The following is a 15,577-nucleotide window of genomic DNA, read 5'->3' on the forward strand; positions in this document are numbered from 1 at the left end:
GACAAGAATCGCAGATTCCTACCAGGCAGCTGTAACTCTCGCGTCACTGCTGATGTGGGCGTGAAACGAACAGGGATCCCTTAAGCGCGCTTGCTCAGCCTTTCAGGCGAAGTGACTCATCGGTCACCCGGTCTGTCCCGAGTCCGAGTCTGTGATCCAGCGCCCTTCGGTGGAGTCGTGCACGTACGCCGGCCTCCCCCTGGTCCCGCTTGTGCGGAACGGCTTCCCGCCGTCCGTGATCCGCACCGTCCCCGTACGGCCCTCGGCGCTCCACTCCAGCTCCAGGTACCAGCGGCAGTCGCATCCCGCCGTCCGCGCGGAGACCAGCAGCTCTTCGGGGTCGGAGGAGGTGACCTTGTACGGGAAGGAGACGGCAGGGATCTTCCGGACCTCGGCGCCGGAGGCGTCAAGGCCGTCCACGGGCCTCGCGAGCGGGCGCGGCCGGTCAAGGTCCACGGCGAAGTGGCGCGGGGTGACGGCGCCGCCACAGCCGTTGTCCATCCGGTACGCGTTCCACGGCAGCGGCGCGGCGCGGACGACCACGCGCACGTGCAGGGCATGGAGGACGACGGCGTCGGACGGTGACCGGCCCTGGACCGTGATCCGCACCAGCGCCTCCCCGCCGTGCACGGCACCGTGCGTCCCGGCCCACGCCCCGGAGTCGGCCGCGACCGGCGGCGGGGCGACCGAGCGGGGGGCCCGGTCCACGAGGTAGGTGTGCCCGCAACCGCCCTCCCAGAGCTGGGAACGGATGCTCCAGGTGAAGGGGAGGGGGGCCGCGGTCCGCCCCGGAGCGGTGGAAGCGGGAGCGGGGTCGGAAGCCGTACGGGTGGGGTGGCCGAGCAGGGTGACGGCGAGGGCGAGCACGACGAGGGCGACGGCGGCGACGAGGACGGGAGCGGGGGCGCCACGACGCGGGCGAGCGCGGGACGTCTCCGGCGCGGACGGATCCGCGGCGGACGGGTCCGGGGCGGTCAGGTGCGGGGCGGGGCCGGGGCCCGGTTCCGGCGCGGACGGTTCCGGGTTCGGTTCCGGCGCGGCCGACACCGGCACAGGCGTGGGCGCGGGCGAGGCCGTTAGGCGGCGGGCGCGGTCCGCCTCCGTCCAGGCCGCCTCCAGGGCCCGCCGTTCCTCCTCGTCCGCCCCGCACAGCAGGGCGAGGCGGTCGACCACGGTGAACTCCTCCGGGACGGTCGCGCCCGAGCAGTAGCGGTGGAGGGTGGACGCGCTGACGCTCAGCCGCCGGCCCAGCGCCTCGTAACTCCTCCCGTCCCGCGCCTTCAGCGCGCGCACGAGCCCCGCGAACTCCTCGACGGCGGCGTCCTTCGGCATTCCATCCCCCTTGACCCTGCGTCCCATCGTTCACGTCCTTGCACGTCAGCGAGGGTGGAATGGTTCCGGGACGGCTGGTGGGCGTGTGATCGTTGCAGCCGGCGGGCGCCTGCCCCACGCTGGTTGAGCACTGACCGAACGAACGACCCGACGGGGGATCCACCACCATGAACAAGCTCCGCACCGCACTCGCCACCGCAGCTGCTGCCGCACTGGGCCTCGCGGCCCTCGCCACAGCCCCGGCGCAGGCCGCCGCCCAGCCCGCCTTCCTCGCCGCCTCCCAGATGCCGCCGTCGTCGACGCCGTGGACCGCCACCCAGGTCTTCACCGGCGTCCCGGAGAACGGCGGCGTCCTCTGCGCCCCGTACAAGATCCCGGCGCAGAACAGCCGCTACCGCGAGTTCAGCACCGAGCTCGACACCAACGGCGTCCAGGTCACCACCGTCGCCCCTACCGAGGCCGACGCCGTGAAGCTGGTCGACACCCTCCGCGGGGCCCTCGCCGGCTGCGGCCCCCAGCTGGAGCAGCAGAACCCGGGCCTGCAGGCCGTCAGCGCCTCCCACGGCAAGCTCGCCGTCGAAGAGGGCGCCTGGGTCTACAGCCTGGACACCGCCGACCCGCAGATCGGCATCTCCGACATCCACCTGTTCTCCGTCGGCCGCGACGGCCGCACCGTCACCCTCGTCCGCTGGGGCCAGATGGGCGATCTTGAGGACGCCCCGCTGACCGCCTTCCGCACCACGACGAAGACCGCCGTCAACAAGCTCCACTGACCCGGGGGCTCCCCCGAGGGCTGCCCACAGCTCGACAGCGGCGCGGCCGGAACCCGGGCGCGCCGCTGTCGTGCCCACCTGCTCCGCCTGCGGCGACCACTTCCTGGCCTTCACCAGCATCGCCTGCACCCTCATCTGCTACGGCAGACTCGCCAAATCAGATGGTCTCTACAAGGGCGGCTTCATTAGCCGTTCTTGCCGCGAGGGGTGGGCTGACTGCTGCAGACCGAGGACGACGCGTACGAACGCCCGGCCCTTGCCGTCCCTCTGGATCGGCCGCCCCCTCGTGTGGACGGCACCCGGCCCTGGTCCGGAGCCAGAGGGGCGGGGCCGGGCTCTCCCAGACACCGGGGGATTCCGGAGACAGACGGGACGCGCCGGCTGGCGAGAGAGGACGGAAGCGCCTGGACCGTCGGCGACGTCAGCTACTCCGAGCTCGACGCACTCCCGCACCGGGAACCTCGGGACGCGGTGAGGGCCCGACCGGCGCGCCGGTCAGGCTGCCGCCGGGCCGCCGAACATCGCGGAAGCCTGGTGCGTCGGGGAGCGGACCCTCGTGAGCGCAGCGCCTGGGGCGGTGGGATTCTGTCGCAGTGAGACGGCTCAGCGGGCAAGGGCGAGGACACCCAAGGCACTGCCGTGTTCATCGACCACAGGCAGGGCATCGAGACGGCTGAAGCGCATCACGTGCCCGGCCTCGGCCATGCTGGTCACCGGCGAGGCAAACGGCCCGCCCTCGCCGAGGATGTCCCGTAGCTGGACCCTGTCCGAGTACGAGGAGCCGTCACGGGCTGCGGTGAGCTGAGCCCGGGCGACCAGTCCGATACACAGGCCGCTGTCGTCACAGACAAGCAGGTGCCCGGTCCGTGCAGCGGCCATGACGGACAGGGCCACCTCGACGGTCATGTCGTCGCAGACCTGCGGTCCGGCGGTGTCCATGACGTCGGCCACCGTGCTGTGTACGGCAGTGGCACTCGTCGAGCGAGCCTGGATCTGAACCGACGTCAAAAGTGCCTCCTGCGGAGATGGGTCAGCTTCCGGATCATGAATTTCTCAGGCCGCCGCGTCGAGGGCGGACTGCCGCACGGTCATGCGCCGGGGCGCCGAGGCGGGGCCGCGCCGCCCGGGGGAGGACGCGCTGCGCCGACGCCGCTCGACCACCGGTGCTGTGATGGTCACAGGGATGCCTGAGGGGGTCCGGGCGCCGGTGATCCGGCCGAGCGCCTCATCGCCGGAACTGACCTGTGTGGTCCGGGGCACGATGCCGGCGGCGGCCATGAGGCGGGTCATGTCGCGCCGCTGGCGGGGCGTGACCAGGGTGACGACGCTGCCGGACTCGCCGGCCCGCGCGGTACGGCCGCCGCGGTGGAGGTAGTCCTTGTGGTCGGTGGGCGGGTCGACGTTGACGACGAGGTCGAGATTGTCGACGTGGATGCCGCGGGCGGCCACGTTCGTGGCTACGAGCACGGTGACATGTCCAGTCTTGAACTGAGCCAGGGTCCGGGTGCGCTGCGACTGTGCCTTCCCACCGTGCAGTGCGGCAGCCCGCACCCCACTGGCCAGCAGGTGGTCGGCGAGCTTGTCCACGGCCCGCTTGGTGTCCAGAAACATGATCACCCGGCCTTCGCGTGCCGCGATCCGCGTCGTCGTGCGGTGCTTGTCGGTGCCGTGGACATGGAGTACGTGATGCTCCATCGTCGTGACCGCGCCTGCGGACGGGTCGACGGAGTGGACGACGGGGTCGGTGAGATAGCGGCGGACCAGGCGGTCGACGTCACGGTCAAGGGTCGCGGAGAACAGCATGCGCTGACCCTGGGGCCGGACCTGGTCCAGAAGGGCTGTGACCTGCGGCATGAAGCCCATGTCGGCCATCTGGTCTGCCTCGTCCAGGACCGTGATCGCGACCTGGTCCAGCCGGCAGTCACCACGGTCGATGAGGTCCTTGAGCCGGCCCGGCGTCGCGACGATCACCTCTGCGCCACTCCGCAGAGCGTTGGCCTGCCTCCCGATCGGCATGCCGCCGACAACGGTGGCCAGGCGCAGCCTCACCGAGCGGGCGTAGGGGGTGAGCGCGTCGGTCACCTGCTGCGCCAGCTCCCGCGTCGGCACGAGCACCAGCGCCAACGGCTGGCGGGGCTCGGCGCGTTGACCGGCGGTGCGGGCCAACAGCGCCAAGCCGAAGGCGAGAGTCTTGCCGGAGCCGGTGCGCCCGCGCCCCAGGGCGTCACGACCCGCCAGCGTGTTGGGCAGGGTCGCCCCCTGAATCGGGAACGGAACGCTCAAGCCCTGCGCGGTCAGCGCTGCCAGCAGCGGCCTCGGCATGTCGAGGTCGGCGAACGCCTCCACCGCGGGAAGCGCGGGAGTGACCGTCCTCAGCAAGGTGAACTCCCCTTGCACCGACGCGGACCGCCGACCATGCCCGGTCAACCGGCTCGGGCCCCCTGCGCGGTTCGGTGCGGACGGGCTGAGACGTGCGCCCGGCCGCGAACCGGTGGCGAGAGAGGCGGTCCGGTGAGGACTGGAAGAACGGCTGTGCGTACGTGTGGGGTTCATCGAGAACCTTCCTTGATACACGGCACGTACCAAGGAATTCCCCAGATGGAAATGCAGTGCAGGGAATCGCAGGAAACGGACCGAATGAAATGGGAAAAGAATGTGATGTGCAGAGAATCGCCTTCGACGAGAAGACGATCGAACGAGCGAGTCACCGGGACGTGGAATCCAGGACGTCAACCGGTGTCAGCTCAGAAGAAGCATGGATCTCTCGATATGGCACACAGGCGACGCCAGGGGAGGTCATGCGGGGGAATTTCGCAGCTGGGCCCCGCACCCCGAGGGATGCGGGCCCCAGCCGCGACGTACGCGACAGCGTCAGGCCGGAATGATGTTCTCGGCCATCGGGCCCTTCTGGCCCGGCGCAATGTCGAAGATGACCTTCTGGCCCTCGAGCAGCTCACGGCAGTCATGGGCGGCGATGTTCGAGAAGTGGGCGAACACGTCGGGGCCGCCACCATCCTGCTCGAGGAAGCCGAATCCCTTGGCCGCGTTGAACCACTTCACCGTGCCTGATGCCACGTCATGTCTCCTTTGGGGCAGTACGCCGGGATACCTGATGCCAGGTATCCGGGTCGCCGCGATGATGCCCCGGCCGGAGAACGACCGGCGATAAAAGCGTTTCCTGGCCGAAAATTTCGGCGAAATCGCTTGAAGTTTTGGGAACCACAACTGCAACTGAGGCTGACAGTAGCACGAAGTAATGATCCGGGTGCGATAAATGACGTCGCTCTGTTGGTTAGGACACAAACACTCCGCGCACGGCGCGTTAAAATCTGACTTCACGGTCACAGATATTGCGCCACCTCGAACGCGTGGTTCCGTGCGGAGCGATCGCTATGCGCGGCTGGGAGAGCACAATCTCCCGGTGGCATCCTCCTGCCGGCCTGGCGCGCCACCCTCAGTCGGCACGCGGCTGCTGATCGGGAAGTTCCGGCGCACCGACCTCGAAGGGGGCGAGCACAAGTGTTCCGGGGGCGTCCGATCGCCCCGCCGCGTCTGCCGTGTCGATGGCGAAGCGGGAAGCCGCAGACCGCCGGCCTCGGCGATACGCAACTGTGCGACCGGTGTTGCCGTCCCTTCCGCACGATCAGCCCCCGCGTCCCTTCAGGTCGGTAGGCCGTGCTTAGCCTGTGGCCAGGCAGACCACTCTGATGATCTACGACGGCACCGCACCGGCCGACTCCGACGTCCCGCGTACCGGGGGCGTGCCGCTGGCTCCTGCAGGATTCACCTGGCGCATGTGCGGCGCATGCGAATTCTGGGACGCGCCTTCCGGTGCGAACCGGGTCTACCTGTTTCCCCGGGAGGAACTGCGGCCGGTGGCCGTGCCCGAGACGGGCGTGACGCTACTGCCCGCCACCTCGGCCATCCGCCACCACGTCGTGACGCTCGACCCGGAAGACGACGACGAGGGGCTCACGCCTGACGCCTACGACGCCGCCCGGTCGGGATGGAAGCGTGAACCCGGAGAGCGGTTCGGGAAGCAACGCGAAGTGCTCGGTTCCCTCGGGGGCAGCCCGTCCTGTCTCGAGGAAGACAGCGTGCCCATATGCCCCTCCTGCACCGGTCCGATGGAATTTGCGGCGCATCTGGAGGAAGGGATCACCCGGCAGACCGCCATGAACCTCGGCGGCCAGCTGGGCTACGTGTTCCTCTGCCGCGCTTGCCGCGAAGGCGCCTTCCTCACCGACTGAGCACGCCGCACCGCAGCCAACGCTCCGTCAGCCGTCCAACGAAGGTCGACGGCGGCTTACGGGCAGCCCTGCGATTGATCTTTGGGGGCCGGGACATGAGGAAGCGGCGTGTTTCGAGAGTGCGTGCGCGGGCTGGTGTGGCGTAGTAATTCTGGGAGCCGGCAAGACACGTCGCTAGCTTGGAGTTGTCGATGACCGTTCGTCGCGTCGTACCCAATGTCCAGTCGGAGGCCGTGGAGGAGAGCCGGGAGTTCTACGGTCTGCTCGGCCTCGAGGAGGTCATGAATCACGGTTGGATCATGACGCTGGCTTCCTCGTCGAGTCCGGCGGCGCAGGTCAGTTTCATGTCCGGCGACAAGACCGCGCCGGTCACGCCCGACATGAGCGTCGAGGTCGACGACGTGGACGCGGCATACGCGGTCATGCGGGAGAGCGGGGCAGAGATCGTGCACCCCCTGCAGGACGAAGAGTGGGGAGTGCGCCGGTTCTTTGTCCGTGACCCCAACGGACGGGTGGTCAACGTGCTGGGCCATCGCTGACGGCCTCAGGGCTGTCCCGTAATCCCTGGCGGGCGCACGACGACAGCTACGGCACCTCGCCGCGTTGCCGGAACGCCCGAATACATCCAGTATGCGGACGTCCCTCCGCCTTGCGACGCACCGCATCTGACGCCGCGCGCTGATCCACCAGCGATTACGGGACAGCCCTTTGCCGCAGCTTGGATGGAGGGTCTGGTCAACAGCCACTCTGTGAGGGCGGCGGCGAGGACGGTCGCTTCGCGGTGACGCCCGGTGTTTCGTGCCGCTTCGGGTCGTGACGATTGCTCAGGTGAGGGGACAGGAGTCGGAGTACACCTCCGTCTGACGGCACCCACTCGCCTCCAGGGGTCGCCACCCACAGCCCGGCGCCGATCCCCGCGCGGGCCGTGGTCGCCTGTCACGACCAGCGCGTCAACTCCGTACGCTCAGCCTCGCTGAGTACCAGTTCTGACGTGTGGCGGCCCGGCCGCAGCTCGTCCGACCGTCTCACCATATGCCGGTGAACAGCGAGCGTACTTGCGTACCGTCTCTGTGGATCCCCTGAAGTCCACCGGCACGCGCGTGTTCGATGCGCCCTCCGCGCAGGCCGCAACGATCTGGGCCCCGCTCCGCCGCTCGAGCTGGGACGCGCCACCCAGGGACGCCGTACCTCACGTGTGATGAACTGTGGCCCAGTTTCGAGACGTTGATCTCGTCTCGAACAAGAGAGTGGGAGGGACCGTGGGCCTCGGTGGGGGGACGTGGCAGCGACTGGCCGCCGTGGTGCTCGTCATGGCGGTGGCGGCCGGGTGTACGGGGCAGAGCGAGGGCGCGGGCCGCGGAAACGACGAAGACCTGCTGCGGAACCACGACTGGACGCAGATGCCGGGCACCACCGCGCGGAACGACACCCTGCGGGTCAGCGCATTGGATCGGCACATCGTGGAGCAGGACGCCTCCGGCGGCCAACCCAACCCTCCGCTGAACCTGGCCGGCCCGCATCTCAAATCTGAGGGCGACTTCACCGTCACCGCGCGCATGTCCGGTGTGGGTGACGATGACGGCGACTCATGGCTGCGGCTGTACGGACGTGTACCGGTCATCTACGACGAGTGGCGGCAGGAGCGGCCCTCACTCCGCGTCGGTGTGACCGCTGACGGACAAGTGAAGGTCCAGATATGGGACGGCGAGGACGATGAGCCGGCCACCTCCAAGGAATTCGACTGCGGCTGCTCCGGGACGGTGACGCTCGCCGTGTCGAGCATCGGTGACACCTTCCGCGTGAAAGCCGACGGGCGGCGGCTGGGAACCGTGCAGGACCCGGGGGTGTTCGCCGAGGGCACTGTCTGGTTCGGTCTGGAGGCGGACGCGGGCGAAGACGAGCGCCGCGAAGGATGGCGTCTGACGCAGCTGAGCGCGCGGGCGGAGAGCGGAGACTCGCTCCGCGTGATCAAGGCGCCGCAGCTACGCCAGGAGCAGTCCGACGCCTCGCTGCGTGCGCGGGCCGCAGAGGTGGGGCGGCCGTTCGACGTCGGCGCCGCCCTGGCCGAGAACCCGCTGCTCACCGACTCACGCTACCGGGCGCTCGCGGGGAGCCAGTTCTCCATGCTCACTCCGGAGAACGCGTTCAAGCCACAGTTCCTCCACCCCCGCCGGGGCGTCTACGACTTCCGCGACGCGGACCTACTCGTACGCTTCGCCCGCGCAAACGACATGAAGGTGCACGCGCACACCCTCGTCTGGCACGAGGCGCTGCCCGACTGGATGCGGGAGAACGACGACCCCGAGGAGGTGCGCCGGACCATGCTCCGGCACATCGCCAGTGTCGCCGGGCACTTCGAGGGAAAGGTCGCGGAATGGGATGTGGTCAACGAGCCCATGTCCGACGACGAGAAGAGCTACACCAACGGGGATCTCGGTCTGCGCTCCGAGCAGAGCCCGTGGTTCGAGGCCATGGGCGAGGAGTACATCGACGAGGCGTTCAGGGCTGCCCACCGGGCCGATCCGAAGGCACGACTGTTCCTCAACGAGTACGGGGTCGAGGAGGAAGGCGAGCGGTGGGACGCACTTTACGATCTGGTCAAGCGACTCAAGGAACGCGGCGTACCGATCGACGGCGTGGGTTTCCAGAACCATGAGTACGCACCCGGCGACCGCATCGACCCGGAGACCTTTCGCAGCCATGTGCGGGATCTGGCGGAACTCGGGGTTCAGGCGCGGGTGTCGGAGATGGACGTCCCCATAGGCGAGGACGAGGAGGACGGGCGGGACACCCAGGCTGATGAGATGGCGGGCAAGCTGCGGGTCTGCCTGGAGGAGCCGAACTGCACATCGTTCTCCACATGGGGATTCACCGACCGGTACGGTTCCACCGCCGACACCGAGACCTATCCTCCGCGCACGGCCGATTCCCTGCCGTGGGACGCGGCCCTGCGGCCGAAGCCGGCGTACGAGCGCTTGATCGAGGCTTTTGACGAGGCGTGAGAAATCACGGTGTGATCTCTCGGTCTGGTGTCGACGCTAGCGAGAGTCGAAGAGCACGGTCCTTGACCGGTCGTCTCGGAATGCTGTCCCACGGAGACGCCGGCATCCCATGGAACAATCCCTTCAGCCATGGCCTCAAGTAAGGATGACGGCGTATGGAACGGGTTGGGACTGCACGGGACCTCATGCTCGGTTACGTCGACGCTCTGAACGCGATTGACAAGGCCATGAAAGCGGCGATCCCCGGGCTTGAGCGACTGGCAGATGTCCTCGGCCTGGTCCGTTCGCGGCGGCGCATCAGCCGGCGTGGGCACGTCGGCAACTACTTCTACACGGTTCATGGGGCAGGGTGCCGTTTCGTCAGCGACGACGGCACCGAGGTCGATATCGACTTCGCAGCGGATGGGAGCCAAATCTTCGATCTCTGGCGGCTGCGCTTGTACGGGCTGAGCCTGCCGGAGCCTCTTGACGTGACAGATCAGGACCTGCGGGCCGCAGCACGGTCCCTGCGGCCGCTTCTGACTGAGGTGCGGCCGGGATGGTTCAGCCTGATCGCTTCAGGACGGGAGGCGCAGGCGTCGCAGGCATATGAGGCTGCCCGCGATGGGGAATCCGCAGCCGCCCCGGGTGGCGGGGGCGTCGTTCGAGAGCAGCCCGCAGCAGCGGAGCCACCCGCTCCCACAGGTCGTCAGGAACAAGATCAGCACCCCGCCGCACACCCTGCCGACCAAGATCGCCCGACACGAGACCCGCAGCTCGACTCATCTGAAACGATCACTTATGGATCGAGTCAGGTCGGTGGTGATGTGAATGGTGCAGTCGGCGGCTCGCTGCGTTCCGGACACGGCGGGTGCGTCCCCGTTCTGCCAGAAGGCTGAGGGCCTCAGGTGAGGTGACGGCGAGTAGGACCGTGGCCGTGCGCTGGAACCAGTCGGATGCGGTGGTCAGTTCCTCGGCAGTCCATGGCTCGTCCCACGCGATTGCCCTGAGCAGGCACCATTCGCGCAGCCGACGGGCGAGGAAGGGGCGGTCCCCGATTGTCATGGCCAAGGTCTGGGCCCAATCGGTGAACGCCGAGTCGGTCAGCAGGTGGGCGGCGCGGCACTCGAGGTGGCGGTTGACCGCGGCCTCCGCCATGGACACATCCGGATCGCGCAGGACGGCGGCCACCAAGGCGGCCTCATCCGCCGCCGGGACATCCTCCAGATCCTGCAGGTAACGGCGATAGCGGAGGTGCTCGGGCGGTTCCTCGTCGAAGCACTCGTCGGTCATGCAGCGAGCCCTTCCGGTTGCTCCGCCAGCCGGCCTCGTTCGAAGCGTGCGCCGGCGCGGATCAGGGCAACCAGGGTGGGTGCTGAAATATTTAGCTTGATAGGAACGCTCCTCGACCTTGCCGTTATCGATCTCCTGTAGGGCACGCTTGGCCGTGGGCTGCGCGGATTTCGGGAGTGGGCCGAGCACGTCTTCGGTTTTGTGAACCCAGTATCTCTGATGGCGGATGTCCAGCGGGAGACAGCTGCCCTGGCGTTCTCGACGGGGGCCGGGAGCGCTGAGGTTATGAAGTGCAGCCGCGCGGTGCGGTGCCGACGGCTCGGCCCGCCGAGGGGGAGTGAAACGCGGGAGGGACACCACGCCGGACTCCTGGGTGAGGACAACTGCGGACGGCGCGTCAGTGGGGCGGGTTCGGGTGGACGAGCCCAAGATCGTAGGCGAAGATCGTCGCCTGGACCCGGTCACGTAGGTCGAGCTTGCGGAGCAGCGCGTTGATATGGGACTTCACGGTTCCTACGGTGATACCGAGGTGCTCCGCGATCTCCGCGTTGGTCAGCCCGGAGGCCATCAGGGGCAGCACACCGCGTTCACGGCTGGTCAGGCTGCTCAGCTCGCGAGGGACGTCGCTGCCCGGGAGTCCGGCGCCCGGCCGGGACGCATAGTGTCCGATGAGTCGACGCGTCGCGGACGGAGCGAGAACGCTTTCACCTGCGGCAACCACGCGAATTCCGTCCAGGAGTTCGCCGGGCTCCATGTCCTTGAGGAGGAAGCCCGAGGCTCCCGCGCGCAGCGTGTCGAACACGTAGGCGTCGAGGTCGAAGGTGGTCAGCACGAGGACACGGGGCGCCTCGGGACGCCCTGTGATGATCCGCGTGGCCGCGATGCCGTCGAGTCCGGGCATGCGGACATCCATGAGGACCACGTCGGGCGCCAGCTCCTCGGCGAGACGCACCGCTTCGGCGCCGTCAGCGGCCTCGCCGACGACCGTCATGTCTGCCTCGGCGTCGATCACTGCCACGAACCCCGCTCGCACGATGCCCTGATCGTCGGCGACCAGCACTCTGAGACTCATCGTTGTCTTTCCTCGTTGTCCTGCCGCACCGTCTGTGTGGTCAGAGGCAGCCGGACGCACACCGGGCCACGAGGGCCACTGGTGAGAGTCCCGCCGATCACTGCGGCCCGGACCGCGAGCTGCTGACACAGGGCGGAACGGGCGGTGTCCGGCACCCCGGTCGCCGTTACGGTCAATGCGGACTCGTCGGAGTCGAGTGTCACGGCCATCGGGCCACCCCCGCCGACCGTGAGCAGTGTCTCGCATGCATGGTAGGCGGCCAGGGTCACAGCAGTGGGCAACCGTCTCGGCATGCGGTCGCTCAACCGTATGTCAACCTCACGACCGGTCGCCCGGACCTGCAGGACCAGGAGGTCGAGAGCTTGGAGGGTGGGCGGAGGCACCAAGGAAGGGGCCACATCCGCCTCGCGGACGGCGTCGAGCAAGGCCCGCATCGCGGCGAGAGCCTCACGGGCGCGTGCCACGACCTCATCTAGTCTCCCCGCCTCGGCCTGCGCCACCATGTCAGCAGTACGAGCCAGCACGGTGGTCTCAAGCCCCGCGGCGATGCAACGGCGCTCCGCCCATGCGTCCCGGACCGCTTCCTCGGTCCACGCCGCGAGGTGTTCCGTCTGGTCACGACGGATGGCCCGGTCGCGTCGACCGCGCAGAGTACCGGCCCACCAAGCCGCACCCACCACCACGGCCGCTTGGCCCGCCGCTCCCGTGACGAGCAACCAGAGGGGGAAGTGCGTCCCCCGGTGCAGGACGGCTGCCGTCGTGGTCACTGCATGCATCCCTACGGCAACGGCAGCCACGAGCGCTTCCACCGGCATACGCAGCCCACCATCGGTGCCACGCGGGCCGGCAGCGGCCGCAGCCGCCGCCGTGGAGGCGACCACCGCGCAGGTGGCGACCATGCTCAGCAACGGTGGCAGATACACCCAACCTGTGTAGTCGCCGACAACCACCGCCACCGGCCAGAACGGGACCAGACCGAGCACGACCCCTCGGGCGGCGAGGGGAGCGCGACGCCGCCACAGCAGCGCGAGCGCCTGGGCGGCAGCCACCATCGCGAAGAGCACCCCCGCCGACACCCGTCCCGTGTTCGACGTGGCTTCCTGCCGGATCACCAGCATCGGAAGCAGCGGCTGCACTGCCAGACAGGCGGCAGTCGCGACCTGCGCCAAGCGATAGCGGTAGGGAACCGACCGTTCCGCCGCGGCAGCCGCCGCACGCCCAGGCAGGACGGCGCGCACCTCCCACCCGCCCCCGGCCGTCGGGCCGCTGGTGAGCGTGCCGCCCACCTCCCGTGCCCGCGACCGCAGAAAGCCCTGACCACGTCCCGATCCGAGGCCCGCGCCGTGCGCCACCGTCCCGGCGGGCGGCGCTGCGCTCGTGACAACCACCTCTGTGCCGGCGTCGTCGTAACGACAGGTCACGGTCGTGGCCGCGCCCGGTGAATGCCGCGCCACATTGGTGAGTGCCTCACGCACGATGCCGTAGACCGCGTCCGCCGGAGCGCCGTCCGGCATCGGGTCGATCGCGTGGTCCACCCCTCGCCCCAGCTGGGAAAACCCGGTGACCAACTCCAGCAGCCGCTCTCTCGGGGTGGGCATCTGCTCCCGTGAGGGCGCCGGTGATCTCACCGCACCGAGCGCCTGAGTCACCTCACGGCCGGTCTCCACCGCGAAGCGGAGTGCCTCACCCACCAACTCGGGACGACGATCACGCAACCCGAGCGCCGCGCCCGCCGTGACGACCACGGCCGTCAGATGGTGGGCGCTGACATCATGCAATTCCCTTTCCATCCGGCGCCTTTCGGCCACCGGGAGCCGATGCCGTTCGATCTCGGCCCGCTGAAGTTGCTGCCGCGCCGCCCGCCGCAGACGACGGGCCCGCCGTACCAGCAACCCGAATATGAACGTCGCGGCGTACAGCACCGCGGTGAGGGCGAGGTCAAGTCCGTCATGCTCATCCAGCCCGTTCAGGGTGAGTCCATACAGAATCTGCCACACGGCCAGGGTGACCACGCACAGCAGAGCGGTGAACGAGTCGCGCTCACTCGTCACGGTGAACAAGGCCAGAGCGACGCCCGCGGTACCCCACACCGCCATCGCCCCCGCGGGCAACGCTCCGGCACCCAGCGCACAGGCAGCGGCGACCACGGCGAAAGCCAGTACCGGCCTGGCACGACGCAGGCAGAGCGCAGCCGTGACCACCCCGGAGACGAGGGATGCCAGGAGAAGGGCCGACTCGGGAGGGACGGATCCACGGACCAGGTCCGTCCCTGGCCACACCGCGGCCTGGGCGCCTGTCAGCAGGAGCGGGATCATTCGGTCATCGGTTCGGTTCATGTCGGACGTAAGACTAAGACCGCAGCCCAGCCGCAGGCGTCCCACTGAAGGAGCAGCCCGCTCTCCAACCCTGGGTGCAGCCTCTGCACCCAGGGTGTGACACGGCAATCATCACGAAGCGCGAGGGCCGCACCATCCCCTCGGTCCTAGACTCGATCACCTCGGGAGTCACTGAGCGCTGGAGTCCGGACGGTGCGTTCGGTGGTCTTGAACGAACCGCCGGATACCTGGTGAACCGGGTCGGTCGTTCGCTCGTAGGACAGGACGAAAGACGCTCCACTCCCGGTGCTCGGGTGGTTCAGGAGCACGTCGGGTCGCAGCCCGGCACCCACCCTTTCCCGACTGTTGCCGCCTGCCTGCCGAGGGTCCGAGCCGCGCTGATCACGTGGCGCGGACACACACGTCCACGCCCTTCGGGGCGCCGGCTCGCTCCGGCTGCGCGGTCCGCCGGAAGCCATCACCCCGTCCAAGAAGGAATCACGCATGCGTTTGAACCGTCCGGCCCGTCCGAGCCGCAGATCCACGCTGCTCGGTGTCACCGCGGCCGTAGGCCTGTCCGTCGCCGCCGTCACCCTGCCCGGCACAGCCGGCGCGACGCCTCCCCAGCCCGTGCGTCCCACGATCGTGCTGGAGCACGGAGCGTTCGCCGACGCCTCCAGCTGGGACGCTGTCGTCCCGCGCCTGCAGCGTGCCGGCTACCCGGTCGTCTCCGCCGCCAACCCGCTGCGCGGCCCGGCCGGCGACGCCGCCTACCTGCGCAGCGTCCTGGACCACATCGACGGACCCGTGGTCCTGGTCGGCCACTCCTACGGCGGCACCGTCATCAGCCAGGCCGCCGCCGGCATGGAGGACAAGGTCAAGGCGCTGGTCTACATCGCGGCGTTCCTGCCCGACGCGGGCGAGAGCTCGCTCGGACTGACCAACAAGTTCCCCGGCAGCACCCTGGGCCAGGCCATCGAGTCCGTCAACTACACCCTGCCCGACGGCAGCCAGGGCGCGGACGTCTACATCGAGCAGGACAAGTTCCGCCACCAGTTCGCCGCGGACGTCCCCAAGGACAAGACCAGACTCATGGCAGCCGGGCAGCGTCCCGTCGCCGCCGCGGCCCTGGAGGAGAAGTCCACGCAGGCCGCCTGGAAGACGATCCCCTCCTGGTCGCTGATCACCACCGAGGACCTCAACATCCCCGTGGCCGCCCAGCGCTACATGTCCCACCGCGCCCACGCACACACCACGACCATCGACGCCTCGCACGCGGTATCCGTATCCCGCCCCGAGGCCGTCGCCCGCATCGTCGAGCAGGCAGCCCGCACGGTCCGCTGACCGCGCACTCCACCCGCCCGCTCGTCACACTCCGCACCACGCCCACCCGGGCACCGCACCCCGCCCACCCGGGCATCTCCAGCACGTGTCCATCGGGGCACGTCACCGTCCAACGTATGCATACCGGAAGGCAGTAACCATCATGGCGTTCATCACCGTCGGCCAGGAAAACTCCACCGACATCGAGCTGTACTACGAGGACCACGGCACGGGACAG

The 15,577-nt window shown here is 68.9% G+C and carries 13 protein-coding genes; 6 read left to right on the forward strand and 7 right to left on the reverse strand.

The features are described from left to right. Positions 1-123: 123 nt before the first annotated feature. Positions 124-1,332, reverse strand: a complete 1,209-nt coding sequence (locus ACFY8O_RS32740; RefSeq protein ID WP_387908823.1) for a helix-turn-helix domain-containing protein — start codon at positions 1,330-1,332, stop codon at positions 124-126. Positions 1,333-1,499: 167 nt separating this feature from the next. On the opposite strand from ACFY8O_RS32740, the gene ACFY8O_RS32745 reads away from it, so the two are divergent. Beyond that, positions 1,500-2,105 carry a hypothetical protein gene (locus ACFY8O_RS32745; protein WP_387908825.1) on the forward strand — a complete coding sequence of 202 codons (606 nt, stop codon included), beginning with the start codon at positions 1,500-1,502 and terminating at the stop codon, positions 2,103-2,105. 603 nt (positions 2,106-2,708) lie between these two features. On the opposite strand, the gene ACFY8O_RS32750 is transcribed toward ACFY8O_RS32745, so the two are convergent. The 3 genes from ACFY8O_RS32750 to ACFY8O_RS32760 form a co-directional block, all read right to left on the reverse strand. Beyond that, positions 2,709-3,113, reverse strand: coding sequence for a CBS domain-containing protein (locus ACFY8O_RS32750; RefSeq protein WP_387908827.1), 405 nt, complete (start codon positions 3,111-3,113; stop codon positions 2,709-2,711). Between the two features lie 45 nt (positions 3,114-3,158). Next, on the reverse strand, positions 3,159-4,658 hold the full coding sequence (locus tag ACFY8O_RS32755) for a DEAD/DEAH box helicase (RefSeq protein WP_387908830.1): 1,500 nt from the start codon (positions 4,656-4,658) through the stop codon (positions 3,159-3,161). Between the two features lie 318 nt (positions 4,659-4,976). Continuing rightward, the gene (locus ACFY8O_RS32760; protein ID WP_387908832.1) at positions 4,977-5,180 is read right to left on the reverse strand and encodes a cold-shock protein; all 204 of its coding nucleotides are present in this window, start codon (positions 5,178-5,180) and stop codon (positions 4,977-4,979) included. A 632-nt stretch (positions 5,181-5,812) separates the two neighbouring features. On the opposite strand from ACFY8O_RS32760, the gene ACFY8O_RS32765 reads away from it, so the two are divergent. From ACFY8O_RS32765 to ACFY8O_RS34475, 4 genes are all read left to right on the forward strand, one after another. Further along, a complete protein-coding gene (locus ACFY8O_RS32765; RefSeq protein ID WP_387908834.1) occupies positions 5,813-6,355 on the forward strand; it encodes a hypothetical protein in 543 nt (180 codons plus the stop codon). A gap of 191 nt (positions 6,356-6,546) precedes the next feature. Further along, positions 6,547-6,894, forward strand: coding sequence for a VOC family protein (locus ACFY8O_RS32770; RefSeq protein ID WP_145812291.1), 348 nt, complete (start codon positions 6,547-6,549; stop codon positions 6,892-6,894). Between the two features lie 720 nt (positions 6,895-7,614). Beyond that, positions 7,615-9,357, forward strand: a complete 1,743-nt coding sequence (locus ACFY8O_RS32775) for an endo-1,4-beta-xylanase (RefSeq protein WP_387908837.1) — start codon at positions 7,615-7,617, stop codon at positions 9,355-9,357. 185 nt (positions 9,358-9,542) lie between these two features. Next, positions 9,543-10,235: a DUF6896 domain-containing protein gene (locus ACFY8O_RS34475; protein ID WP_449341838.1), complete on the forward strand. Its 693-nt coding sequence runs from the start codon at positions 9,543-9,545 to the stop codon at positions 10,233-10,235. Here the strand turns inward: ACFY8O_RS34475 and ACFY8O_RS32785 are convergent. The 3 genes from ACFY8O_RS32785 to ACFY8O_RS32795 all read right to left on the reverse strand — a co-directional run bounded on the left by ACFY8O_RS32785 (position 10,132) and on the right by ACFY8O_RS32795 (position 13,902). Continuing rightward, a complete protein-coding gene (locus tag ACFY8O_RS32785) occupies positions 10,132-10,629 on the reverse strand; it encodes a hypothetical protein (RefSeq protein ID WP_387908839.1) in 498 nt (165 codons plus the stop codon). The two genes, ACFY8O_RS34475 and ACFY8O_RS32785, sit on opposite strands and share 104 nt — an antisense overlap. A 397-nt stretch (positions 10,630-11,026) precedes the next feature. Then, the gene (locus ACFY8O_RS32790) at positions 11,027-11,701 is read right to left on the reverse strand and encodes a response regulator (protein ID WP_387908841.1); all 675 of its coding nucleotides are present in this window, start codon (positions 11,699-11,701) and stop codon (positions 11,027-11,029) included. Next, positions 11,698-13,902, reverse strand: coding sequence for a sensor histidine kinase (locus tag ACFY8O_RS32795; RefSeq protein ID WP_387908843.1), 2,205 nt, complete (start codon positions 13,900-13,902; stop codon positions 11,698-11,700). The genes ACFY8O_RS32790 and ACFY8O_RS32795 overlap by 4 nt, the downstream gene beginning before the upstream one ends. A gap of 618 nt (positions 13,903-14,520) precedes the next feature. Between ACFY8O_RS32795 and ACFY8O_RS32800 the strand changes: the two genes are divergently transcribed. Then, on the forward strand, positions 14,521-15,360 hold the full coding sequence (locus tag ACFY8O_RS32800; RefSeq protein ID WP_387908845.1) for an alpha/beta fold hydrolase: 840 nt from the start codon (positions 14,521-14,523) through the stop codon (positions 15,358-15,360). The last annotated feature ends 217 nt before the right edge of the window (positions 15,361-15,577 follow it).

Origin of the sequence: Streptomyces argenteolus (genome assembly GCF_042902585.1) — a bacterium.
Classification (GTDB): domain Bacteria; phylum Actinomycetota; class Actinomycetes; order Streptomycetales; family Streptomycetaceae; genus Streptomyces; species Streptomyces argenteolus.